27 protein-coding genes and 1 pseudogene are annotated in these 22,995 nt (G+C 42.4%); 5 read left to right on the top strand and 23 right to left on the bottom strand.

The genetic code is table 11. From position 1 onward, the window contains the following. Nucleotides 1-5: 5 nt before the first annotated feature. The 5 genes from ACUYLD_RS02090 to ACUYLD_RS02070 form a co-directional block, all read right to left on the bottom strand. Nucleotides 6-593 carry a GNAT family N-acetyltransferase gene (locus ACUYLD_RS02090; RefSeq protein ID WP_446674325.1) on the bottom strand — a complete coding sequence of 196 codons (588 nt, stop codon included), beginning with the start codon at nt 591-593 and terminating at the stop codon, nt 6-8. Further along, complete coding sequence (locus ACUYLD_RS02085; RefSeq protein WP_446674324.1) at nt 590-1,303, bottom strand: HAD family hydrolase; 714 nt, start codon at nt 1,301-1,303, stop codon at nt 590-592. The genes ACUYLD_RS02090 and ACUYLD_RS02085 overlap by 4 nt, the downstream gene beginning before the upstream one ends. A gap of 250 nt (nt 1,304-1,553) precedes the next feature. Next, on the bottom strand, nt 1,554-2,111 hold the full coding sequence (locus ACUYLD_RS02080; RefSeq protein ID WP_322173872.1) for an SMI1/KNR4 family protein: 558 nt from the start codon (nt 2,109-2,111) through the stop codon (nt 1,554-1,556). Nucleotides 2,112-2,412: 301 nt separating this feature from the next. Next, entirely contained in the window at nt 2,413-3,498 is a 1,086-nt protein-coding gene (locus ACUYLD_RS02075) for a saccharopine dehydrogenase family protein (RefSeq protein ID WP_250267848.1), read from the bottom strand. Beyond that, the gene (locus tag ACUYLD_RS02070) at nt 3,485-4,252 is read right to left on the bottom strand and encodes a class I SAM-dependent methyltransferase (RefSeq protein WP_250267847.1); all 768 of its coding nucleotides are present in this window, start codon (nt 4,250-4,252) and stop codon (nt 3,485-3,487) included. Before ACUYLD_RS02070 ends, ACUYLD_RS02075 begins: the two co-directional genes overlap by 14 nt. Nucleotides 4,253-4,424: 172 nt before the next feature. Between ACUYLD_RS02070 and ACUYLD_RS02065 the strand changes: the two genes are divergently transcribed. Next, nucleotides 4,425-5,516: a LuxR C-terminal-related transcriptional regulator gene (locus ACUYLD_RS02065; RefSeq protein WP_446674570.1), complete on the top strand. Its 1,092-nt coding sequence runs from the start codon at nt 4,425-4,427 to the stop codon at nt 5,514-5,516. 76 nt (nt 5,517-5,592) lie between these two features. Here ACUYLD_RS02065 and ACUYLD_RS02060 read toward each other — a convergent pair whose 3' ends face one another. The 8 genes from ACUYLD_RS02060 to ACUYLD_RS02025 all read right to left on the bottom strand — a co-directional run bounded on the left by ACUYLD_RS02060 (nt 5,593) and on the right by ACUYLD_RS02025 (nt 12,851). Then, nucleotides 5,593-5,772: a hypothetical protein gene (locus ACUYLD_RS02060; protein ID WP_013309345.1), complete on the bottom strand. Its 180-nt coding sequence runs from the start codon at nt 5,770-5,772 to the stop codon at nt 5,593-5,595. Between the two features lie 77 nt (nt 5,773-5,849). Then, complete coding sequence (locus tag ACUYLD_RS02055) at nt 5,850-6,851, bottom strand: sugar kinase (RefSeq protein WP_069291448.1); 1,002 nt, start codon at nt 6,849-6,851, stop codon at nt 5,850-5,852. Beyond that, a complete protein-coding gene (locus ACUYLD_RS02050; protein WP_250261995.1) occupies nt 6,848-7,909 on the bottom strand; it encodes an SPFH domain-containing protein in 1,062 nt (353 codons plus the stop codon). The genes ACUYLD_RS02055 and ACUYLD_RS02050 overlap by 4 nt, the downstream gene beginning before the upstream one ends. 170 nt (nt 7,910-8,079) lie before the next feature. After that, complete coding sequence (locus tag ACUYLD_RS02045; protein ID WP_061829093.1) at nt 8,080-8,745, bottom strand: HD domain-containing protein; 666 nt, start codon at nt 8,743-8,745, stop codon at nt 8,080-8,082. 251 nt (nt 8,746-8,996) lie between these two features. Next, a complete protein-coding gene (locus tag ACUYLD_RS02040) occupies nt 8,997-10,031 on the bottom strand; it encodes an NAD(P)/FAD-dependent oxidoreductase (RefSeq protein ID WP_250267844.1) in 1,035 nt (344 codons plus the stop codon). 153 nt (nt 10,032-10,184) lie between these two features. Next, a complete protein-coding gene (locus tag ACUYLD_RS02035) occupies nt 10,185-10,688 on the bottom strand; it encodes a DinB family protein (RefSeq protein WP_446674323.1) in 504 nt (167 codons plus the stop codon). 103 nt (nt 10,689-10,791) lie between these two features. Further along, on the bottom strand, nt 10,792-12,096 hold the full coding sequence (locus ACUYLD_RS02030; protein ID WP_254326456.1) for a sensor histidine kinase: 1,305 nt from the start codon (nt 12,094-12,096) through the stop codon (nt 10,792-10,794). A gap of 5 nt (nt 12,097-12,101) precedes the next feature. Then, entirely contained in the window at nt 12,102-12,851 is a 750-nt protein-coding gene (locus ACUYLD_RS02025) for a LytR/AlgR family response regulator transcription factor (protein ID WP_254326457.1), read from the bottom strand. A gap of 378 nt (nt 12,852-13,229) precedes the next feature. Between ACUYLD_RS02025 and ACUYLD_RS02020 the strand changes: the two genes are divergently transcribed. The 4 genes from ACUYLD_RS02020 to ACUYLD_RS02005 all read left to right on the top strand — a co-directional run bounded on the left by ACUYLD_RS02020 (nt 13,230) and on the right by ACUYLD_RS02005 (nt 16,823). Further along, the gene (locus ACUYLD_RS02020) at nt 13,230-13,652 is read left to right on the top strand and encodes a mediterrocin family bacteriocin (RefSeq protein ID WP_254326458.1); all 423 of its coding nucleotides are present in this window, start codon (nt 13,230-13,232) and stop codon (nt 13,650-13,652) included. Nucleotides 13,653-13,783: 131 nt separating this feature from the next. Then, nucleotides 13,784-15,766, top strand: coding sequence for a DUF1430 domain-containing protein (locus tag ACUYLD_RS02015; protein WP_446674322.1), 1,983 nt, complete (start codon nt 13,784-13,786; stop codon nt 15,764-15,766). Further along, a complete protein-coding gene (locus ACUYLD_RS02010) occupies nt 15,766-16,383 on the top strand; it encodes an ATP-binding cassette domain-containing protein (RefSeq protein WP_254326460.1) in 618 nt (205 codons plus the stop codon). The genes ACUYLD_RS02015 and ACUYLD_RS02010 overlap by 1 nt, the downstream gene beginning before the upstream one ends. Next, entirely contained in the window at nt 16,371-16,823 is a 453-nt protein-coding gene (locus tag ACUYLD_RS02005) for a hypothetical protein (RefSeq protein ID WP_254326461.1), read from the top strand. Before ACUYLD_RS02010 ends, ACUYLD_RS02005 begins: the two co-directional genes overlap by 13 nt. Before the next feature lie 104 nt (nt 16,824-16,927). On the opposite strand, the gene ACUYLD_RS02000 is transcribed toward ACUYLD_RS02005, so the two are convergent. From ACUYLD_RS02000 to ACUYLD_RS01955, 10 genes and pseudogenes are all read right to left on the bottom strand, one after another. Continuing rightward, the gene (locus tag ACUYLD_RS02000; RefSeq protein WP_446674321.1) at nt 16,928-17,335 is read right to left on the bottom strand and encodes a DUF4269 domain-containing protein; all 408 of its coding nucleotides are present in this window, start codon (nt 17,333-17,335) and stop codon (nt 16,928-16,930) included. A gap of 176 nt (nt 17,336-17,511) precedes the next feature. Next, entirely contained in the window at nt 17,512-17,952 is a 441-nt protein-coding gene (locus tag ACUYLD_RS01995; RefSeq protein ID WP_446674320.1) for a hypothetical protein, read from the bottom strand. A 28-nt stretch (nt 17,953-17,980) separates the two neighbouring features. Beyond that, nucleotides 17,981-18,502, bottom strand: a complete 522-nt coding sequence (locus tag ACUYLD_RS01990; RefSeq protein WP_061829090.1) for a GNAT family N-acetyltransferase — start codon at nt 18,500-18,502, stop codon at nt 17,981-17,983. 38 nt (nt 18,503-18,540) lie between these two features. Then, nucleotides 18,541-18,744 carry a hypothetical protein gene (locus ACUYLD_RS01985; RefSeq protein ID WP_254351406.1) on the bottom strand — a complete coding sequence of 68 codons (204 nt, stop codon included), beginning with the start codon at nt 18,742-18,744 and terminating at the stop codon, nt 18,541-18,543. A gap of 36 nt (nt 18,745-18,780) precedes the next feature. Beyond that, nucleotides 18,781-19,272, bottom strand: coding sequence for an 8-oxo-dGTP diphosphatase (locus ACUYLD_RS01980; protein WP_028542993.1), 492 nt, complete (start codon nt 19,270-19,272; stop codon nt 18,781-18,783). 253 nt (nt 19,273-19,525) lie between these two features. Continuing rightward, nucleotides 19,526-20,482, bottom strand: a complete 957-nt coding sequence (locus tag ACUYLD_RS01975) for an aldo/keto reductase (protein WP_446674319.1) — start codon at nt 20,480-20,482, stop codon at nt 19,526-19,528. A gap of 105 nt (nt 20,483-20,587) precedes the next feature. Further along, complete coding sequence (locus tag ACUYLD_RS01970; protein WP_446674318.1) at nt 20,588-21,400, bottom strand: helix-turn-helix transcriptional regulator; 813 nt, start codon at nt 21,398-21,400, stop codon at nt 20,588-20,590. A 38-nt stretch (nt 21,401-21,438) separates the two neighbouring features. Next, nucleotides 21,439-21,900, bottom strand: coding sequence for a hypothetical protein (locus ACUYLD_RS01965; RefSeq protein WP_250267839.1), 462 nt, complete (start codon nt 21,898-21,900; stop codon nt 21,439-21,441). Nucleotides 21,901-21,911: 11 nt separating this feature from the next. After that, nucleotides 21,912-22,340 (bottom strand): GNAT family N-acetyltransferase, encoded by a 429-nt coding sequence (locus tag ACUYLD_RS01960; RefSeq protein WP_250267838.1) that lies wholly within the window; start codon nt 22,338-22,340, stop codon nt 21,912-21,914. Nucleotides 22,341-22,636: 296 nt separating this feature from the next. Continuing rightward, nucleotides 22,637-22,990, bottom strand: a pseudogene (locus ACUYLD_RS01955) (FlxA-like family protein). Nucleotides 22,991-22,995: the final 5 nt, after the last annotated feature.

Genomic DNA, 22,995 nt, shown 5'->3' with positions numbered 1-22,995 from the left:
GGATACTAGAATTCAATACCACGCACCTTGGCAAAAACCATTTCGTGTGCCATGCTTCCCTCTTCATCATACTCGACGTTTCTTAAAATCCCCTCCAGTGTAAAACCTGCACGTTCCGCTACCTTGGCGCTGCGTGTGTTTCTGGAATCACAACGAATCTCCACCCGATTAGCATTCAAATGCTGTATGGCAAAATTCGTAATACCGTGCACGGCCTCTGTGATAATGCCTTTTCCGGTCCATGATGTTCTGAGCCAATACCCAATTTCAAATCTTCGTGCATCCCAATCAATACGATGCAGACCGCTGCTGGCTACAAATTCTCCCGAAACCGTATCAAATATATACAACATCATATCAGACCGATCCAGAAATTTAAGTCTGGCTTGGCGCGAACGGATTTCAGATTCCTCTGCCGTAGGAAGATTTCTTGCAAACGGAAGCCAAGGCCGCAGTTCATTCGCACTCTCTCGCATCGCCTCATTGACTGCCGCCCCATCCCCCCACTGCGGGGCTCGTATGGTCAATCGTTCCGTCTGGAATTGTTCAGGGAACGATAAGAGAATGGGATTCGGTTGCTGCTCCATACTCATGATGCACCCTCCTCCTTATTCGTTGAATAACTGCGACGATCCAGCCAACCTGTGATTCCACGCAAACTCCCAATCTGATAGTCCGGTACAATGCCCGTTTCCTGCCACGTCATAAAGCCTTCCAGCCAGATGGTATGCAATCCTGCACTTTGTGCACCACGAATATCATTTGTCGGGTGATCGCCTACATAGCAGGCATGGCCGGGATCGACAATGCCCAGCTCATTCAGAGCCAACTCGAAAATTCGAGGATTAGGCTTCTGGATGTTGACGCCGCCCGATACGATAATAGAATCCACATAATCCCTCAGCATAACTCGGTCGATTTTCGCTTGCTGCGTACGGAGTGAGCCGTTGGTAATAATACCAAGCTTCAAGCCACGCGACCGCAGTTCGGACAGCACTTCCTTGGCCCCGTCCATCAACACCGTAAACTTATGAAATTCACCATACCAAAAGCCCAACATCTCTTGTACTGACGTATCGGGATTTTTCAGTTCCAAGTCTGTATGCAGCTCGGTATACAGTTCCCTCTTATCCCGATATCCGTCCTGATCCGCCAAACGTATCTGTTCAACGACAGCCGCGCGGATCGCAGGTTCTTCTGCCACAATAAATCGTTCTATAAAGCGCTCTGTATATGCCGCAAACGCCTGTTTGCGATGAATAAGAGTATTATCCAGATCAAAAATAATCGCTTCTATGGACATAAATAGCTCCCTTCCTTCATCCTCTTGCACCAATTAGGTTGAAACAAATTGAATAATTCCTATTAGAAATAAAAGAAAAAAAGTAGACAAGAAAATGATGATCATGTACTTCAAGATTCTCTTGGAGGTCGACTTTTGTTCCAGTTTGGTCTCGATCTGGGTCAACCTTTCTTTGATTTCTTCCAAATCCTGCTCCACCTTCACATCATGCTCCCCTTCCTGCGTTTCGACTTATTCATCTTCCTGACACTCACTCACAAAAGTTGCTCCAAAAACGCACCTTTTTTACGGCATTAAAATCAATTTGTTCATAAGGCTTCTCCCCAAACTCCAGCTTGAAATACTCCTGCACACATTCCCCATACACGATAATATCCGTTTGATACACTGAAAATACCGGATTTCCTTCTTCAGATGGCTGCTCTGGGATATATCGATGGCCGTTGATCGGGATTAGCTTGGGCACACGTAAAATCTCACGTTTACATATATCAACGGCTTCCGCCGAATCTGTCGGTTTTTCGCCCCATTCGGGAGGCCAGAATATATGTTGCTCCACATCAAAAATCATACCTTCCAGCGGCCAATTCAACCTTTGCCGAATTACACCCATCCGCTGTGGTGACGTATCTCTCCAAGGGATAAAGCTTTTACCGATGGGAAGAACACTCATCAGAAGCTCCCTCAAATCGGGCGGGAAGTGAATATCATACCTGCCTTCGACATCGGTAACCTCTTGCATGGATAAGCCTGGAGCTAAGGTCACATCGTGTTTACGTAATAAATCTATGATATAAGCGATATCCATCTCTTATCGACTCCTCAGCAGCTAGCTAGTTGACCGGATTGGTCAAGAGGCCTACCAGGCTTGTAACTTCAACTTTACCAACACGGCGCGGGCCTTCCATAAAATATCCCCTCGTTCCTGCGTATGCTGTCTGCTATTTTCATAGGGGTTCCACATTTCATATCATCCCCTTAGGTCTTTTCCAAAAATATGTACTTCATTCTAGTGTAATTCAATAGGAAAAGAAATCCAAGTCTTATCCGCAATACATTGCTGAATAAGCTTGGATTATATGAGAGTCCTTTATTAAAATATATGATTTCTATGCTTGCTGTCCGTTCACCTGAATATCTACGGATACTTGCTGCCCCAACCAAGCCTGCATGCGATTCCACGAAAAAACCTGCTCCATGTGAAATACACCATATGGAAGTTCTGAACGGTACAGGGCGAGCGCTGCAAAGACGGCTGCCTTAGCGGTTAAATCAGACTGATGGTGGCCCCTTAGCCGGCATTCAACCTTCGTCTCTTTGCCATTGAGAGTTCCTTGAGCATCTACCTTGACCGCTACAGCATTCCCTCCTATATGTACCTTGCCAAAGCTGCGAACCACCGCATCACGCACGGTTTGCTGTCGGAGTAAACCTGATACTCCTATCGTTCGAAGCCCTGCCAGAAGCCGGGTGGTCAAGCGCGAATCAAAGCAAAGGCGTGTGCTAACGGTAGGAACTTTGAGCGTACGAGGAAGTGTCTGCTGATCCGAAAAAGGAAATCGATACGCCCGATGGCGCCCCACTCCTGCACCAAAGTCTGCCACTATGCCGTCGGTAAAGCTTTTTCGAGTCACCAGGCGTCCCTGTTCTATAACCTCCAAATCGGCATGAATCTGATCTACTGTCCACTCAATGGCAGCCTGACCGTGTTGATCTCCCAAGCCTAGCATCAAAGATATGTTCAACTCATCTGTCTGATCCATGAGCTGCGTCGCTTGCAGTGCTAACAAATTGGTCAGCCCCGGAGCTAATCCTACACTTAACAGGGCTGTGGCCTGATAAGCTCGGGCCTCTTGATGACACTGCTCCACCTGACTCAAAAAGGCCGCATTCGCTGTAATATCCATATAATGTACCCCATGTTGTAGACAGGCACGTACCAAGGCCGTATTGTCCTGATCCAGACACATGATAACCAATTTAGCTTGCTCTAATATCGACGGGTCCATCGGCTCATGAATATTTAGCTGCAAGGGCCGTATCTCACCATTCGATTGTCTACTAAATTCAGTGGCCCGCTCCAGACTACGACCTGCGGCAAATACCTTGCCGGGAAACATTTCACTTAACTCCGTGCATATAATTTTTCCAACATGGCCATACCCGCCAATGGTGATGATGTTATCCTTTGTCATAAGTCGTCTCTCCCTCTTTAACCGCAAACCATGCATTTATTAAAAAAGCGCCATAATACCGGGTGATATGGGTAAAGCCTGCATCTATCAACAGTTCCTGTATTGCCGCATTGGACACCGGGTTTGACTCACGACCGATGGAAGCAGCGAATCGTTCCCAATCCTCCAGTGAAATGCCCTGACTCAGCATATGACCCTTCCACGCCTGCATTTGGATAGAAAAAGAAGGCTCCTGCGAATTCCCATTAATAGAAGCTAGACAAAAAGGTGCACCCGGCTTGAGTCGAGCAGATATCTGGCGTAGCAATGCCTGTTTACTTTCCAAGCTCTGAAGAAAATGAAGCACCAGCAGGCAGGTTGCAGCGTCATAGATCGGTCCTCTGGATGACTCTTCCAACGTACCTGCAACAAACGATATTGTTGAACTGATGCCCGCATGTGTCACACGCTTACGTGCCAAATCCAGCATGTGCTCAGAGGGATCAACTGCCGTAAAGGACCATGCTTCATGGCGCCCTCCGAGCGTTATCAATTCCTGACCGCCTCCAGCACCGACAATTAGCACATTTGGATCTATATTTCGAGTATGAGCTTGTGCCTCAAGCTGTGCGGTTATCAAACAGTCTGTCATCTCGTACAAATGAGCATATCCAGGTATTTTTAAAGCAATCGTATCCGCGTACTTATGCACATTCGGATGATTCCAGCTCATCGGTTGATTTGAGTCCGTATTTCCAATAGGGGTATGTTTCATATGTGCTTTCCTCCAAACATTTAGCCTTGATCTTCTCAGACCATTCGTTTATTGTTGATTTAATTAAGAATCATTCTCAATTATAAAGACAATACGAATATCCACCATCCCATAAATGTGGGATTTAATAATCGTGCTTGAGAATCTCCAGCTTTCACGATAGGAGTAAATGATGAACGCACATTACACGCCATTTGCACAGCTTAAGGACGCTCGACAGCAGATCATTGATCTGGGGAAAAAAGCCCCCTCATCCCTAACGTACAAGCACACCCTAATCGACCGCTTGCGTACTCAGGTTGCTTTCGATGCGGCGTGCTGTACCTCAGTAGATCCGCGTACGCTGCTTTCCACGGGGGCATTTATAGAATCGGGTGTGGAGGACATTCATAACAAACTGCTAGAATACGAATATCTGCACGACGATATGATGAAGTATGATCAGTTGGTGCGAGACGGACAGTCTGTAGCGACGCTACATGGGTCTACACAAGGCCAACCGGATCGGAGCACACGATATAGAGATGTTTTGCACCCCGCTGGATTCGGGGACGAGCTACGTGTTCCGTTTATGTACAAAGGGAGCTGTTGGGGATTTCTTACGTTGTTCCGTCATCATGGAAAGCCTGTATTCAGCGAGGAAGAGCAACAACTGCTTGAAGCGTTAGCGCCATCCATTGCTTACCATCTGCGTCAGGCCAGTGTCGGTCTATCTCCAGCCCCTGCCATGATTACGGAAAATGAACTTGAACCAGGAGTTCTCATACTTTCTGATAAGCTAGAACCGATCTCATCCAATACAGTAGCAGAGCAGTGGCTACAGCTGCTTCGGCAGCAGGAGGGAATCCATGAAGACAGCCTTCCGGCTCCTGTCCGGGCGGTATGCTTGCGAGCGCTATCCACTGCCACTGCACCAGCCCGACTATGCATCCCTTCCGCAGACGCAGGAACCCCATGGGTAACCATCAGGGCCACCCTTTTGCAAGGCGGACAGGAGCATACGGGCCAGAAACAGCTAGCCGTATGGTTTGAGGCTGCTAAAGCAACTGACATGCTGCCGCTTATGACCGAGGTGTACTCATGGTCCGAACGAGAGAGACAAATTGTCCAGCTCATTGTTCAAGGCTTTTCGACCAAGGAGCTGGCCAGCGCACTTCATATTACTGCCTACACGGTGCAGGATCATCTGAAAGCGATTTTCTTGAAAACAGATGTAAGCAGCCGTCGTGAGCTCGTATGGAAGGTATATTCCAGATTCAACTAACCTATGTAAAAAAGACAGATGACCCGATTAGAGGTCATCTGTCTTTGCTTCACTGCTCTATTTGGACACAAGAGCCTTATTTCTTCGAAGAGGAGTTCGTATCATCGTATGATACTGGTGAGGGCTTCGCAATCCATTCATCAGCCTCAGGCTCGATATCCACGCCATTTTCCAGCTTCGTTTTCTCCATCAAGGAATCTCCGTCCTCGTCCTTCTTGTTGCGGATTTTCGCTTCGTCTTGAGTGTGATCGCTCATGTTGATTCCTCCTTTTTTAATTTCATCTGATGGTTGTACCTTACTCATAATTACCCATTGCCGTCCTGTACAAACCTCTACACGACCAGATGTCCTTTTTTCTCCGCTGGTTCAATGGTTGCCTCAATGCCAGCATTAAACTCCAGAAAGTCGCTTTCCACTCCATCGCTGAAAATAACTCCATTTTCCGGCATCTGCGATGCAATCCGTAACGGCTTTTCGGCTGCTACCTGACCAAACACAAGATCCGCAGCAGTCGTTCGACTGGGGAAGGGTTCTCTCACTGTAAAATAAAGTGATGGCAAACTCCAGGTTGCACGATGATCCTGACTCGTTCCGTCTACTGCCCCTTCCTGACTGAAGGCTGCACCTGGCATCAGCTGGCCTGGAGTCAGCGAGATGGGATGCCGTGTAGCACTGCCAACAATCCCGGCCGCTCCAGCAAGCACGCTGGTCAGCCAGCCTGTCGCTCCCAATCCGGTTGAAACGATAATGCCGCTAGAGGATTGCTGCTCTACCTGATCCTCCAGTCTTAACTCATATCTCGCGGAGACATGAGTTTTGCGCCCAATGAACAAATCATTTACAGCATACAAGGATTGGCCATCATTTAATTGGGCCTTAGCCAGCGTAACTTCCTTAATTGGCCGTCTGTGCACGAACACATCCGGCACCACCCAGCGCAGGTCGGATACAGTAAACGGCAGCAATACCCCGTCCCAGCGCAATGGATCTGGATTCACACCGATAAGCGGCTGCTCGGTCAAATATTTTAACGTGTTGGCTACCAGCCCATCCTGACCCAGCACCACCACTGTATCCTGCTCACCAAAAATAAAGTTCGGCACATGCTCCCGCTCCACAATCTGAACTCGACCCAAGGCCGTTAACTCCGACGTAGCCGTTGCCACCGCCCTGCGGTAATTTTCGTCCTCCAGCACATAATCACTGAAATCCGCACCCAGCCGTTCCATAAAGAAGCGAGCCTGCTGCACCGTATTGTATCGAACAATCAGTTCCTCCAGTCGCGTTTTACGCTTCACTAAAATGATCTTTTGCTCTGTCATTCGGCTGCTCATCGTGTTCTTCCTCCAGACCCTCTCGATCCTGCTGATCCGTTTGCTCCCGTATCTGACATGAGACCTTGCAGCAGATCCGGTGTAATATTCAGCTGACCGATTTTCCCTGCATTTTCTGCAAGCTCCTGGAATGCTATCGCAATTAGCTTATCCGGGCTCATATCCATGTTGGCCATAGCTTGAAGTACGTTCGGCTCAACATCCTGCAACGATTTCATGACTGCTGTCAGCTCGTAGGCCTTGGCATCGGCTTCTGCCTTTTTATTCGTTACGGTCAGCTCAATCAGCTCACGCTTTTTCTCCTCCAAGGCCGTGTCAAATCGTAGCTGCTCCTCTTTCATCTCGCTTTGCTTTTGCTTCACAGAACGCTCGGCATCGAGTTGAGTTTCGCGGATTTGTTTCTTTTTCGTCTCCACTGCAATCTCGGTGTTCAGCTCGTTTTCCTTCACACGCCGCTCTTGCTCAATAGATGCATTACGACGCTCATACAAAGCGTGATCCGCGTTGCGAAGAATCTCTTCCCTCGCTTGAGCCTCCAGCGCTCTCATCGTCTCCTTATTGGGTAGAATCGCCAAAATCGACAACCCCATAACCTCAATGCCGAGCTTTTCCATTTCCGTATGCTGAGCAATATCCTTCGTCATATTTTGGGCCAGACGTTCACTGGACTGAACAGCTTCTTTGAGCGGGACACGCTCCAAATACTTTTTGGTAAGCACCTTGGCGATGTTAATCACCCGTTGGGCCAGCTTGCTCGGATCATCCGAAATGTAGCGTCGTTCCTTTAAGTCATACGTATAGTTTAAAATCTGCGTCGTTCTCCGATAATCTACAATTCGATAAGTCAGTTGCCCCTGCACCGTCACCGCCTGAAAATCATTCGTCATATCCTCAAACATGAACGGTACATCAATGGAAGAGACGGGCACGACGACGACCGAGGTGGTCGGGGCGTAATAATAAAAAGATAATCCAACACCCTCCCGAACCACCTTCCCGTTTTTCACCTTCATCACATATTCACTGGGCTGAAATTTAACAAAATTAAATCCAAACATAGCCGCTTCCCCGCTTTCTTTATAGTTTATAATGTTTTGTTGTTATCATTTTGTTATTAACAATAAAATAACACACATTTTCGATAATATCAATATGACATTTATAAAAAAATAAAGGCTGTTTCCCCTCCGATATACTCGGTTAGAGGAAACAGCCTTATTGAAACACTTTATTTATTATCCACATTCCATTCTCTATAAAATTGCTCCAAGTACATCTCCATCCATTGATGCCGAACCTCCGCCAGCTCTCGGGCATAAGTGGTATTCATTAAATCTTTGAGCTTGAGTAGCTTTTCGTAAAAATGGTATATGGCACTTTTACCTGCAGCACGATACTCATGCTGTGAAAAGTCTTTATCCGGGTGATGCATCATACTGCCTTTTGAGCCTGCATACATAAAGGTTCTTGCAATCCCAATCGCTCCAAGAGCATCCAACCGATCCGCATCCTGCACTACTTGACCTTCCAGCGTCTCCATAGGCGGGTTTTGTCCACCATTGTAGGACATCGTAGCAATAATGGTCATCACGTGCGTGATTACATTCGGATCGCTGATATGCAGACGCAGCCACTGCTCTACTTTATCTAGCCCGGCTTGTTTGGAATCATTTAATTTTTCATCCGCTACATCATGCAGCAGTGCTGCCAGCTCACAAATAAACGAATCTGCGCCCTCTTTGGCAGCAATTTTAAGGGACAGCTTTCTCACCCGGTCTATATGCCACCAATCGTGACCACTATGATCATGCTCCAACTGCTGCTGTACAAAGGGCTCCGCCTTTTGAATAATATCTGCCATCATCGCTTCCTGTTGCTCCGTTCGTCTCTTCATATGTCACCTTTCAATCCCGTCCATACTTTCTATGGTAGGTTCGTTTAATTTTTTAATGCTTGTCCATTTGCTTACTACGAATCATTCTTCATTTTATTCTATAGGGTGTATGGTATCCAACCTTTAGAACGAGAAGTCAGTAACCTGACAAAAAAAAGAACCTCCAAAACCACATCAATCGTAGTCGCGGAAGTTCTTTTTCGTTTGTCTATCTAAACCCGATCCTCTTTAACTTAATTCCGTATCTTACTCTACTCCACGACACCAAGCTCGCGGTTCTTCTCCTTAAAACGGCTGTTATGAGAAGATACATATGCCGCTTTGTCAGCTGCTGGATCAATGTGCAACTTCGCGCTGTTCAATGCAAGGGCGGCATCTGTGAACGCACCGGCAATCAGATACAGCTTACTTCCGTACTCAACAAAATCGCCTGCCGCGAAAATCCCTGGTAGGTTCGTTTCCAGCTTTTCGCTCACTCGGGCATGCCACTCACCCATATCCAGTCCCCAATCCCGAAGCGGGCCGAAATCGGATTTTAGTCCATGATTTACGATGACTGCATCGACATTCAACACCTGTATTTCGTCCGTATCTACATGACTGATCGTCACCTGTTCAATCGTCTCTCCATTGTTGCTATGTAGCTGGCTCACCGCGTATGGTGTGAGAACACGGACCGAAGATGATTTCATACGAGCTACATTTTTCTCATGTCCGCCAAAGTGATCCCGACGATGTACGACAGTCACACTCGCCGCAATAGACTCCAGCTCATTCGCCCAATCCACCGCCGAGTCGCCCCCACCGGAAATCAGGACGTGCTTGCCCCGGAATGGCTCCAGCTCTTGTACCGTATAATGCAGGTTCGTAACCTCATAGCGGTCCGCCCCCTCAATCTCCAGCTTAGCCATTTTGAGAATACCATAGCCTACTGCCAGAACGATCGTGCGTGTCCAATGCTGTTCCCCTGTGGCAGAAGTTAGCAGGAACGTGCCATCCTCTTGCCGATCCAAACCAGTGATCTGCTGTCCCAACACAATGGTAGGCTCGAACGTCCGCGCCTGCTGCTCCAGCTGATCAATCAGCTTTTCACATAAAACCGGGGTAACCCCCCCGACATCCCATATCATCTTCTCTGGGTATATGCGCATCCGTCCGCCCAGCTCATGCTTGGCTTCGATCAGCTTGGTCTTCATATCTCTCATTCCACTGTAAAATGCGGTATACATACCGGCAGGACCACCGCCGATGATCGTTACATCATATAATTCCAAGGATACTGTCACTCTGCAACTCTCCCTATCATAGCGTAATATGTCTGCTCCTATTATAAGTGATAATAATTATCAATATCAATTAAGAAATAGAAACATGACCATTACAGAGTTTTTCGTGACCTTAGAACTGTATTTTATAGGTTTATATAACTACTACTTCCGTTATTCTCGTAAATTTTGCGAGGATTGCTGCACTATCGCATGCAATGCTTTTTCATTAAGTCCTGTCTGTACAAATTGAAAACGGTGATCTGCCAATCTCTGAACTCGGTCTATGATCTGCCCCAGATGATAAGCCGTATGCTCCACCACATGGTATACGTCATACATATTTATTACCCCTGTGTGGTCCAATGCTGCACAGAAGGATGAAAAAGCTTCTTCTACCTCATCCATCAGTTGTTCCTTGTTTTGCATGGAAGGTATAAAGCTATCCTCCATTCCTTGCTTGTATGTAATTGTCGGATTCATGAGCTTGGCTGCGTTTCTACGCACATGCACCATGATATGGTTGATGATCCCACCAATACTGTTCGTTTCGGCCTCACCCACGCGCCATAGCACCTGTTCATCCAAAAGCACTATGCATGCCCGCAACTTTACCAAATATTGATCGTACATTCTGTGCTTGGATATCATTTTAAACTCATGCATGGAAGAATCCATATTCTTAACAGCCTCCTTAGTTCTTCATCTGTCCAATCTTCTAATTTCAATAAAACACATATGTCATTCTGCCGTCATTTAGATTGTTCTCTTATGTTTCAGATTAATCAACATGCATCGTTTTACTATTATTTTCGTTAAAAGGAAGCATAACCATGGTTTCAAAATGATGATTAGACCGTGAACTTTGAAAAAATCCTTCATACTTTTCAACTATACGTTGAATATTAACTAGCCCTATGCCATGAAAATCAAAATCGTCTTCTAAATGGAGCTTCTTAGTTATCCCCGTAGGCTTCAAACAAGTATTCGTTACATGAATAAATAGCGAATGGGCATCAGACCATATTTGCAAATGAATAGACCTCTCTTCCTTTTCAGAAACCAGATCAACTGCTTCAATAGCATTGTCTAAAATATTGCCGATCACTACACACAAATCATAACGATCCAAGCGAATATCTTCACTGTTAATACTGATGTCATGTTTAAAATCCATTCCTTTATCGTTAGCAATATTGAGCGCGTGACTAACCAAAGCATCAATTACAAGATTTCCCGTAGCAATCCGCAAATAAGCTGAATTTATATCTTCCAAAGTTGTATTAATATTTGTTATGGCTTCCTCAAACTGCTGCTCCATTATGCAGGCACGGATGTACACCAGTTGTTTTTTAGTATCATGTATGATTCTTTTAATTCTCTTAAATGAGTGTTTCGTTCTTACATAACTGTTATCCCGCAATTCTATTTGCTTTTGTAACTGGTGTTTTTCATTAACTAATCTAACCTTTTCGATCATTTTGTCGTACAAAAAGACGATAATAATATCAATTGTTAGAATACCACAGCCTGATAGAACATATAGTATATCGTTTTCTACATGGTGAAATAAGGTATTTAAAATAAATAGACTTATTATGAAAATGAGTACAATGTTTAAATAATAATATATACCTATTCTGTAGTTATACACCTTTTTGATAAATCCGATGACTTTAATAAAAAGAAGCTGAATAAACGTGGAGCATAATATAATAAAAAAATTAAAGACGTCACTGGAGAGCTCTATATCTGTTTGCTTCTGATGAAATACAGCTATGTAGTAGTAGGAAAGAGACTCTGCGATAAGCTCTAAAATTAAATATAATATAGAAAAAATAATCTTCCTTTCGATACGAACAGGATATATAAACGCTATGATGAGTGTGCTTATGAAAGATAAATTCCCCATAATAGTAGTGAAAGAAAGTGAAGTTAACGATACGTAAAGTATGCCTCCAGCCAAAAGATAAATGATAAAATTACTTTTTCTGCTCCTTGGCGAAACACGAAATATGATATCATAATAACGATTTAACAAGATGAGTTGGGTTATCGTAATCCCAACGAATATTACATAGTACAATAAAATTACCCTCCCTCACCAACCTGCACAAACATGTAACGAGCATAGGCATCTTTAAGTTTTTTTACTTGTGACCGTCCGACTGGAAACACCTGCTGATTGGATGTGGTAACTGAAGTAAAGTTAAACTTGCGGATATGTTCTAAATTTACAATAACAGAGCGATGAATCTGTACAAAAGAATGATTAAGTTTGCTCGAATACTCCATCAAAGTGCCTGTAACCACATACATTTGATGGTCAGTGATGATCGTAAGTTTGTTTTGAGTCAAATAGTGCTTCACTTTCTCAATAGCAATAATGTCTGAATTACGCAATACCACTTGCTCATCCTCTGTTTTAATTGTAAAAAAGCGATGTGTAGATGAAGTAATGTATCTACATAGCTTTAAAATTTTTTCCTGAAACAACTTATAAGAAACGGGTTTTAATAGATATTGGAACGTCTGAACATCGAAGCTTTCCAACATATATTCGGGATAACTGGTTAAAAATATAATTTGTACATCACGATCCGGCAGAGCACGAATTTGGTTAGCTGCTTCTATTCCTGATATACCATTCATCTCTATATCCAAAATAAGCATATGGAATGTATAACGGTCGTGATCTCTATAGTGCTGTAGTAACTCTTCACCAGAAAAAAAAGATTGAATGTCAAAAGAAAGGGAAGAGTTCTCTGAAATTTTCTCAAAAAAACTTTTGATTAAGCTATGAATCTCTAATTCATCATCGCAAATAGCTACCTTAAACAATGATTAAGCCCCCTTGTACACCAAAATCCATTTAGAATGAACTTAAAATTTACTACTAAGCCACTGTTTAGTCAGATGATGCCTCCCCTTGCCACCGTTCTACCGTTACTACACCACTCCGTCTACTCATTTTGTTTACATTTTAGTAAAATTTTTAAAATACAATCTAATCATATCATAAATATTGGATAAAAAATAATAAAAACCTTTATTTTTTTGTTTTTTTTCTATAAAGACTGTTATTCACATTCTTTTATGTTCTTTTCACATAATTTAACACTTTATGACACTTTTTTAGGATATAATTCTTTACGAGCTTTGATTTGCTGGCCAGCTATCAGTGGCTCTAACTTAGTTGAATAAAGGAGTCCTAATCCAATGAAAAAATGGTTAGTTTCAAGTGTTGCTGCTTTAAGTCTATTCTCTATTGTTGGTGCTGCCTCTGCCTCACCTTCTGATTCTGTTTCAGATTCCGTCTATGATTCTGCTAACGCTCCAGCTAGTGCTCCTATTACACTTTTTGAATCTAAATCTTATGATAGTGGCGGTCGTGGATTTGCTCGTTCATGGGAAGCGAGTGATAGCGGTGGAAGCGGCTTTAATACATGGGAAGTTGAGTACGGGTTCAACAAATTTGCCATAGATGAAGACTATATTCACGGTTATCATAATTCCAAAGGTCACGCAGTCAAGCTTACAAACGGTAATAGTACTTTTTCAGATAGTGACAACGCTGGAAGTTGGTCTAGAGTAGATGTAACTCATTCCGGAAATTCTGTATACTACAATTTTAACTTCTAATTCTCTCAAGAAAAAATAATAAAAATCGTTATAGTTTTCATATAAAACTATCGATTTCCGAATTTATTTGTTACCGTTCGGTTTCTAATCAGAGTTGAACGGTAACTCTAATACATACGGAGGTTTCTTTATTGAAAACAATAAAATATATGATTAGTTTTTGTATTTTCTTTATTGGAGTACTCATTGTTGGAGAAAGCCAAATTTTTTATTTAGATAATTTTTACACTCCATATCGTTATACTTCTCTATATTTACAATACGGTCAAGAAGAGCGTGACATGATTAACGATACGCTGGAAGCCGCTAAAAAAAACGACGTTGACGTTTTTACTTTCACAAAAACTAAAAATAACAACGACATTACAAATATTAGAATTTATGGTTCTCCAGGTGTGGAAAAACATATAAACAACAATTTAGATATTTACTCAGAAAAGTATAAAAGTTTGTTTTTAGGAGACATCCAATTTAGCTTTTATCCATTGGAACAGATTCAAGGAATCAAAGATATTCATGATTTTTATATTATCGCTGACTACAACAAAGCTGATCAGTTTAAAGCAGAGCTAATTAACAAATATGCTGGGAATTTTCCTCAGCCAGGATATATATACAACGATACCAGAAATACAATGATTGCTATTTGGATATTAATGATTGCTGTTACGCTTCTTTTAACGTATTATGATGTCATTTATCAGAAAAAAGAAAATTTAATTCGGATTTCCATGGGTGAACGAATAGCTGCTATCATCTGGAAAAATATACTCAAAGATTCTTTCCTGTACGTGACCATGTTGCTAATCATCTTTACAGTACTAAAATCCGTTACCACCGTTTCGATGAATCTTGAGATATCCTTAATTAGCCTCATCTTACTGCTTATTTTTAATGCTTTGGTCTATCTAAACTTACGTTCTTATCATGTAAAAGAAGCTTTTTCCAATGCAAAAAGCAGCACTAAAAAACTGTTATCGGTGAATTATGGGCTAAAGCTGGTTTCGGTCGTACTAACCATTTTGGTCATCTCAAGCAACCTAGCACTCATTTTTGAATCGTATCTTTTATATAAGCAAAAACCATTTTTTAAAGATCACGCCAACTACTCCTATATTACAGTTCAATATAGACCTGTAATGGGCAAAGATGGTATTGGAGATCCTAAATGGGAGGAAAGCGAGCTTTTGCAAACGGAGTTTTACACCCGGTATTTCCGTGAATCCAAAGCTACTTTGTTATCCATGATCCACATGCCATTAGCAGAATCTGCTCCAACAATCATGGCGAATCACAATGCATTTCCCTATCTAGAAAAAAACATTAAAGAATTATCAGAACTTGACCTAAAAAAAGAAGTTTATTTTATCTTACCTTCGGTATTATCGAACAATGCTCAAGTTGTGACAGACTTAAGAGAAGAATTCAAATTTTTTGAAGGTCGTGAAGTTCAAGATAATTTTAAAGTTATTTACTATGAAAATAATGTTAATCTTGTTGCGATCAATGCAAATAATGCCTATGGAAGCGAATTAATTAAAAATCCAATCATAATCTTTAACAATGTGTCCCCGGAAACACAATCACTTAAATACGAACCAAATAGAGCCGTTTACCTGACAGAAATAATGTATGACATCACAGATGAGGAATTTAAACGATTCGTGCAAGAAAATCAGTTAACGGATACTAATGCAAGCTTAACCAAAACAAATATTCTACAAAAATATAACGATAGTTGGAATATTGCCAAACAGGTATTATATATAAATAGTGTTTTTAGTCTATTAGTTCTTCTTTTAGAGTTTATGATTATTTCATCCATTACTAAATTGGAATATGAAGTAAACGCAATAGAACTTTCTATAAAAAAAGTGTTAGGTTACAGTGTTTGGGAGAAAAATCGCAAAATTATTGGCATGACACTGATTACAACAATAATTAGTATCGGCATAGCAATAATCGCTGCATTTGGATTTGGACTAAACTCTGCCAGCTATTTAATTTGGGGAGGGATTGTGATTTTAGTCTCGGAACTCACAGTCATCCTCTTTCATATTCGTCGAATTGAAAATCTGAAAATTCAAAAAATTTTGAAAGGAGGCAATACGTAATGATCTCCATCCAGAACCTTAGCAAATCATTTGGAGATAAACTTATATTTTCCAATTTGAATCTGGAGATTGACTCAGGAGATTTTGTCATTTTCTCTGGTCCCAGTGGTTGCGGGAAAACAACGTTGCTTAATATGATTGGAGCCATTGAAAATATCAAAGAGGGTAACATTATTATCGACGGTCTAGACATTAAAAACAAAAAAAATCATTTGCAATATTTCCGAACAAAAGTAGGATTTTTATTTCAAAACTTCGCTTTGGTCGACAATAAAACAGTACAAGAAAATTTACAATTGATTCGGAAAGATTGTAAAACCGATTTAACCATATCAGAGGCGCTTAAAAGTGTAGGTCTTGAAGATAAATTAAATAAAAAAGTATACACCCTCTCCGGCGGAGAGCAACAACGCATTGCTTTGGCACGCTTAATGCTGAAAAAATGTGATATCATTTTGGCAGACGAACCAACGGGTTCACTTGATAAAAAAAATGCAGAAGTTGTACTCCACATTTTAAAAACGTTTAATCAGGCCGGCAAAACCATTATCTTGGTAACACACGATGAAGAAATCAAAAAACAAGGTAACAGGGTGATAAATTTATGCGGAAATTAAATGCAAAAACTTGGATGATTATAGGATTAATCATTGTGCTTTTATTCGGGGTTTGGAATGCAGTTTGGTTTATATTGACGAATAATCGATACGATGATTTCCTGAAAGCTGTCCCAAAAAGTAAATTTGGAAATCACATTATCAAAAAAGATGGGTACGTATACAACGTTAAGCGCCCAGATTATCTAAGTTTTACAGGAAACTTGGGGATTAATAATCCTGAAGCTAGAGAAACTCTAATCATTTGGCCTTTAATAGACGGAAGCTATGAATTTGGTGTACGGTTGCAAAAAGACGGAATCATATATGAATTATCTCTGGATGAACAGATGCAACCTGTCGATCAAAACGATAAACAAACCAACATACTCATTCAAGAATTAAAACCAGAGATTACAGCTCTTTATGAAAAAGCAAATTCAATGTGGAAACTGGATTAATTGTTAAAAACCAATTTAGGAGAGTCGCCTTTTTCGGAATACTTTAATGGAACTTTCCATTCCATTACCTGAAAAGGTGACTTTTTTATCTAAAACCTCTACTGTTAGTGAATCCATATTCTTAACAGCCTCCTTAGTTCTTCATCTGTCCAATCTTCTAATTTCAATAGCGCTTCGTCAGCATCGCCATTCAAACCCAGTAGCTTGGCAAATGCCGGTTCCGTCTTAAATCCCAATATTTTCAACTGAATGATACTTTCCATTAAACGTTTCCCACCGAAAGTTAACAATTGTTCCTCGATAACCATATGACGAAATCCATTTTGTCTTGTCACGGAAATCGATTGTCCAAAAATCTCAACAGGCCATCCATCACACCTAAAGTTGACGGTTACCCGCTCCACCTGATTCACAAACTTTGTTCGTGATTCAAAACCCGGATATGTTCCGAACCATATCTGTACGTCATTTTGGAATCCCTGAATATCATGTGCTTCACAAATAATATCCAAGTCGCTACCTTTCTACTTGGATGCCAATTGGAACCGGCCCTACCAATACTGGATCATATGGATGGAGCCATTGCAATATAAATATGCGATATATTCCTTGCGTTGGGGTACCTGTCGACAGATATGCCAGGCTTCGCCATTGATATTCGTCCAAATACCCGCTCCTCTCATATGAATCATTCAAAAAAATGGTTTCCATTTATAATCCAATACCGTTCAGATGAAGGTACCTCGTTCAAAAAGTTTTGATATTCCCCTTTCCACCCCGCTGGGACATAGTGTTCAAACGAAGCTGGCTCAGGAAATAGCGAATAGAGAACTTTCTCGTCAAAGTTAACATACAGAGCAGGACAGAACTCCAACAATTCATCCTGATGCTGAATAGCCTCATCCAGCAACTGAAGCATTGAAGTTAGTTCCCCTGTAGCCACCTTATATTCACAGATGTGATCCAAAAATGCTCCCGCTGTGGTTTCATCCAAAATAGCGATACCGAACCGTTCCTCCATTTCGATAGTCAGAAACCAATACTCTCTTTCCGTCACATACCAGTTCCATTTCCCTTCAAAAATAACACCAACAATAATGTTTTGCGCATATTCAGGCCATAATTTCATGAGCTTCTCGCGTTCCCCTCTTTCTCACTCACAGTTCGATCCAAAACCGGTTTACACGGTTTCCGTCTTCCTCTATGTAATCCTTGTCCGGCGTTCCGCCGTTTTGTATGATTGTTTTTTTGGAGGCAATATTATCGGAGTCGCATACGACCAGGGCTCGGGAAATCCCCAGCTCTTTTGCTTTTTCTAACGCCAAGGCCAGCATTGTAACAGCGTACCTGTTCCCTCGTGCAGAAGGACGGATACCGTAACCGATATGACCTCCGGCATTCATTAGGTGTTCGTTAAGGTCATGTCTGATATTCACTGCTCCCACAACCTGTTCATTCGCATTCACAAGCCAGTATGTTGAGCTTTTGACCCAGCCTTCAGATAGGTTCATTCCATTTTCCTGATTACTTAAAACCGTCAGCATACCTTCAAAATCGTACGGTTCTATAGAAATCACCCAAGGCACCATATGCTCCTGACTCTTTTTCCATTCCTCATAAAATGAAAGATAAGCATCCTTCCAGCCCCGATCCGGCTTTACCAATCTGACGGTCTGCATCCACTCACGGCCTCCTCTTTAAACGTTCAATTCATCTGCTATTTCTCATATACCTCAATATCTATGAACTTTTGCGCCCAATCTGCAAAAGAGAGCTTATCATCCCAGGTGACTTGCTTCATCGCTTTGGCACATCCCCAGTTTAGAACCTGCTGATGCAGCATATGCACCCGGAAACGCTCAGTAAATCCTTCTTTGGCTTCCATCCCTTGTGCGTAAGCAGTAAAGAACCCTTTTGCCAACTCTTCTTCACCATTCTCCAGATGTCGTTGTCATCTCTACACACCATAGCTCTTAATCGTTGCTTCCAGGGTTTCATCCGTATCTGCCAGCCAAACGAAACTAACCTCAAACGTTCCCGGCTCGAAAAACAATGGAAATCTCCGCTTAAACCAATCCTGCATCGGCAGATTTAGCGCTTCCTTCATATCGACCCACAGCAGTTCCCCCTCGGGGGGATTTTTTAATAGTTCACCTTCAGTGGCTGTAGCCAAATAGTTAAAGACCATATACCTCAGCCCTTGACTTGGATCACAATATTCGTCGATTCCTTTAAATACAATTTCCGTCACGGTTAAGCCCGTTTCTTCCTTTACTTCACGAATGGCCCCATTCACAATGCTTTCTGGAAACTCTACTTTTCCTCCTGGAGCAATATAACCCGGAAACCCCTTTCGATTGGGTCTATTCATAAGCAATACCTTGCTTCCGTCTTGAATCATACACATGGTATATATTTTGTGTGTCACTTCTGTTGTCAATCCGATCATACCTTTCTTTATTCACGATTCATGATCTAGCTTTTAACTTTCTCACCGACATATTGTGGTTAAATATGGTATTCACCATACTTTAACGCGTTATTTTGTAGAGCGCAATAACTCTAACCATAGACTAGATTAGAAAACTCATGCCTAAGTCGGTCAAAATCAGCAAAAAAGACCGCCTTTCTGCAAAGCCGTTGGTACTACCAAGCGACTCCAGAAAGGAACGGTCTTATCCATCATGCCAATAATCAGTTTTCTAGACACGCCCCGGATAACGAGAACCTGCTGCGAAGCCTTTAGGCGAAATGCGCTCAATCTCTTGAAGCTCTGCTTCCGACAAGGAGATCTGTAGAGCACCAAGATTTTCACGCACTCTTTCCAGTCTCTTCGTTCCCGGAATCGGAACGATATGGTCGCCTTGCGCCAGCAGCCATGCCAGCCCCAACTGAGCAGAAGTACAGCCTTTTTGGGCAGCCAGTTTTTCGATCAGGAGGACAACTTCTAGATTTTTGTGGAAATTCTCGCCTTGGAAGCGTGGAAAATGACGGCGGTAATCATCCTCTGGCAGATCGTCAAATTTCTTGATCTGTCCCGTGAGGAAACCTCGACCCAGTGGACTGTAGGGTACGAAGCCGATTCCCAATTCGTTCAGTAGCGGAAGAACATCATCTTCCACTTCTCTGCTCCACAAGGAATATTCGGTTTCTACCGCGCTAATTGGATGCACCGCATGCGCGCGGCGGATCTGTTCAGCCGACGCTTCCGACAAGCCGATATAACGGATTTTCCCTTCCTTAACCAAATCGGCCATCGTTCCGACGGTCTCTTCAATCGGAGTATTGGGATCGACTCGATGCTGATAATACAGGTCGATATAATCAATCCCCAGATGAAATAGACTGGCGTCCACGGATTTTTTGATATATGCCGGATCTCCCTTGGGCCCCTGAGTGTGCGTGATTCCGAATTTAGTGGCAATCACGCCCTCCTCTCGACGACCCTTGAGCGCACGTCCAACCAGCTTCTCATTGCCTCCGAACTTCTGCTGTGCGTATTCCTCACCATAAAGATCTGCTGTATCAAACAGCGTTACACCAAGGTCCAGCGCTCCCTGAAGTGTACGCACCGACTCCTCGTTGTTCGGCATCATCATCGTGCCAAGGCCCAGAGCTGATACCTCCAGCCCTTCATGTCCCAATTTCCTTTTCAGCATATCATGGTTCCCTCTTTTCTTTGGGTAAATGGATGGAATGAACATGTACTCATTCTAATGGACCCATATGGAGGCAACCACAGTACGTTTATACTAGTAACAAGATTACCAGGCAGAGGATTGGCTTACTGGCGTGTAGATACAAAAGTGCAGACCCGGTTGGTCCGTAATGTTTGCTAAAGAATTAATATCATAGGAAACTGCCTCCACAGCGCCAGGGATTTGAAAGGAAACCCGATTCACTTTTTTGAGCTGGATATGATGCATCTTCCACATGGTGTCAAACTCCATACTTTCCACACGTAGCCGTTCTACCGTCTCCTCAAACCAAGGATCTCCTAAATACTTGTCATAATAGGTTCTAAAAACAGCTACCGAATAGGACGCAAATTCTTCCCAGTTAACCATCCGACGACGTAATTCGGAATCCACGAACAATAAACGAATCATGACACGTTCAGAAATAGACAGGGAAGAAAAATCGGTAATGACCTCATTCGCCGCGCTATTCCAAGCAAGCACTTCCGCTTTCTCATTGCTGATGAAGGAAGGATAGGACAACTGATCAATAATATGTTGCCACTGTGGATTCAGCGTTGTATGGATGGGCGAAATAGCAACCGTCTCATTGGGATTCCACAATTGAATTAGATGTGCTCTCTCATCATGAGTTAATTGTAGAGCTTCTCCTATACTTTCGATAACTTCCTTAGATGCTGTTACTTCTCTACCTTGTTCCAGCCATGTGTAATACGTCGCACTGACACCTGCCAGCAGAGCAACTTCTTCTCGGCGAAGCCCCGGTGTTCTTCGCTGACCCTGTGAAAGTCTAAGGCCAGCCTGCTCTGGTTGAAGTCGATTTCTACGTGATTTCAGAAAAGCTCCCAACGTTTTCGATTTACTATAATCATTAGACATATGTCACCTCTTTTTTCCAATCAATCGCCATAGAACGATCACAGTCCCTCGTCAAACAACTGTAGGCCTATGATTTCAATGGCGACACCGTCGCCCGCTTTAACGTTGACATCACCATTTATTTCTTCAAAATCCAAAATAAACGTAGTGTCTCCTACTACAATCTCCAGACATTCTATCTCGCCTGCTTCGCCCTGCATCACTTGATGTATCGTTCCTTGAATCCAATAGTCGCCTAGCTTTGGTTGAGGTCGAAAAATCCCTGTCTCTTCAGTAGACTTCAGCCTTCTGAACCCCTCTATACTGGATTGAGAAGTCTCGACCGAAATTACACAACCGGGAATCATCTTATTCAAGCTTTGTTCATACGGGACAACATACGCATATCCGGAAGTCAGTTCATGCCAAAAATATGTCCAGTAGCCGTATACTTTTTCCTCGCCCATACTACGAATGATGATATGCTGATCTTTATTTATTTCCTTGATCTGTACACGCATATATAGAGTCCTCAGTAGATACTTTTCTTATAATAATAGTGTTTAAAGCCTCTCGGAGCATCGTCAATGACACCAACGACTTCATACCCATGCTTTTCATAGAATTTAGGCGCTTGAAAAGTAAACGTATTAAGTTGTATAAAATTACACCCTTTATCTCTAGCAATCTGTTCAATTTCACCAAGCAGTTGTGAACCGTAGCCCTTTCCTCTGTAACGCTGATCTACCCACAAAATATCAACCTCCACCCAGTTCCAACATAGTACACTTAGGAGACCGCCCATGACCTGACCGTCTTCATCTTTGAGCGTAAGATTAATCTCTTCGTATCGGGTTCGAATATCTGCTGGGACGTGTTTCGCATTAAACTCAATCAACTTGTTCCTGACTAAACGCGCTTCCTCTCTACTACTTCGATTCATCTGAGGTTCCAGCGTCATGGCATAAATCCTCCAATTTGAAATGATTACTAGCACTTACTGATTTAAAATATAGAAAATAATAGGGTTAAAATACTTTCATCTTCCTACTGTTATATATTGTATATACTTTTCTATGTTTAGTCACATGATTCCATTTAGATGGACAGAATTATTCTAATCTAAATATCGCTGATTAAAGTCGCTCCCTGGATTCATGCAAAATATTTAGTAAACGAAAAAAGCAGGCCCCTCTGAAACGGAGAACCTGCTATCGTTTATACATCCTCTGTCATACAGGAGAAGAGATGGAATGATTAAATTGAAATATCCAGTGATTTTCCAACTCCCGTAATATCACTGCTGTTAGCGCTGTTGATACGATTTGTTTCCGTGTTACTTGGAGCGGGCTTTTCCATTTTTGGAGTTGACGTGCCGCTGGATTGCAAACTTTGCTGTGCAATTTGAGCTTCAATCTGTTTAATTTGTTGCTGAAGCTGCTTCATTTTTGTTTCTTTTGTATCTTTATTATCCTTACTTTGCTGTACCTTGTTGTACTCCGCTTAAAGTTGAGCTTTTTGCTTTTCCAGACTAGCTGTATCGTTGGTACTGGATGAAGATGAAGTGCTTGCAATAGATATTGAACTGCTGGATGTGGATGAAATGTTCATACGAG

It is taken from the genome of Paenibacillus sp. SER-28 (assembly GCF_052906305.1).
The sequence above is the reverse complement of the archived record's forward strand: the minus strand, read 5'-3'. Positions and strand labels throughout refer to the sequence as shown.

What these genes read in the sequence shown, in the direction of transcription:
- ACUYLD_RS02055 (WP_069291448.1), bottom strand. Translation starts at nt 6,851, where the DNA reads ATGAGCAGCCGAATGACAGAGCAAAAGATCATTTTAGTGAAGCGTAAA.
- ACUYLD_RS02020 (WP_254326458.1), top strand. Translation starts at nt 13,230, where the DNA reads ATGAAAAAATGGTTAGTTTCAAGTGTTGCTGCTTTAAGTCTATTCTCT.
- ACUYLD_RS01980 (WP_028542993.1), bottom strand. Translation starts at nt 19,272, where the DNA reads ATGATCGGATTGACAACAGAAGTGACACACAAAATATATACCATGTGT.
- ACUYLD_RS02065 (WP_446674570.1), top strand. Translation starts at nt 4,425, where the DNA reads ATGAACGCACATTACACGCCATTTGCACAGCTTAAGGACGCTCGACAG.
- ACUYLD_RS02010 (WP_254326460.1), top strand. Translation starts at nt 15,766, where the DNA reads ATGATCTCCATCCAGAACCTTAGCAAATCATTTGGAGATAAACTTATA.
- ACUYLD_RS01995 (WP_446674320.1), bottom strand. Translation starts at nt 17,952, where the DNA reads ATGAAATTATGGCCTGAATATGCGCAAAACATTATTGTTGGTGTTATT.
- ACUYLD_RS02005 (WP_254326461.1), top strand. Translation starts at nt 16,371, where the DNA reads ATGCGGAAATTAAATGCAAAAACTTGGATGATTATAGGATTAATCATT.
- ACUYLD_RS02070 (WP_250267847.1), bottom strand. Translation starts at nt 4,252, where the DNA reads ATGAAACATACCCCTATTGGAAATACGGACTCAAATCAACCGATGAGC.
- ACUYLD_RS01970 (WP_446674318.1), bottom strand. Translation starts at nt 21,400, where the DNA reads ATGTCTAATGATTATAGTAAATCGAAAACGTTGGGAGCTTTTCTGAAA.
- ACUYLD_RS02090 (WP_446674325.1), bottom strand. Translation starts at nt 593, where the DNA reads ATGAGTATGGAGCAGCAACCGAATCCCATTCTCTTATCGTTCCCTGAA.
- ACUYLD_RS02075 (WP_250267848.1), bottom strand. Translation starts at nt 3,498, where the DNA reads ATGACAAAGGATAACATCATCACCATTGGCGGGTATGGCCATGTTGGA.
- ACUYLD_RS01960 (WP_250267838.1), bottom strand. Translation starts at nt 22,340, where the DNA reads ATGACGCTGGAACCTCAGATGAATCGAAGTAGTAGAGAGGAAGCGCGT.
- ACUYLD_RS01965 (WP_250267839.1), bottom strand. Translation starts at nt 21,900, where the DNA reads ATGCGTGTACAGATCAAGGAAATAAATAAAGATCAGCATATCATCATT.
- ACUYLD_RS02035 (WP_446674323.1), bottom strand. Translation starts at nt 10,688, where the DNA reads ATGGATTCTTCCATGCATGAGTTTAAAATGATATCCAAGCACAGAATG.
- ACUYLD_RS02085 (WP_446674324.1), bottom strand. Translation starts at nt 1,303, where the DNA reads ATGTCCATAGAAGCGATTATTTTTGATCTGGATAATACTCTTATTCAT.
- ACUYLD_RS02060 (WP_013309345.1), bottom strand. Translation starts at nt 5,772, where the DNA reads ATGAGCGATCACACTCAAGACGAAGCGAAAATCCGCAACAAGAAGGAC.
- ACUYLD_RS01975 (WP_446674319.1), bottom strand. Translation starts at nt 20,482, where the DNA reads ATGCTGAAAAGGAAATTGGGACATGAAGGGCTGGAGGTATCAGCTCTG.
- ACUYLD_RS02045 (WP_061829093.1), bottom strand. Translation starts at nt 8,745, where the DNA reads ATGAAGAGACGAACGGAGCAACAGGAAGCGATGATGGCAGATATTATT.
- ACUYLD_RS01990 (WP_061829090.1), bottom strand. Translation starts at nt 18,502, where the DNA reads ATGCAGACCGTCAGATTGGTAAAGCCGGATCGGGGCTGGAAGGATGCT.
- ACUYLD_RS02080 (WP_322173872.1), bottom strand. Translation starts at nt 2,111, where the DNA reads ATGGATATCGCTTATATCATAGATTTATTACGTAAACACGATGTGACC.
- ACUYLD_RS02050 (WP_250261995.1), bottom strand. Translation starts at nt 7,909, where the DNA reads ATGTTTGGATTTAATTTTGTTAAATTTCAGCCCAGTGAATATGTGATG.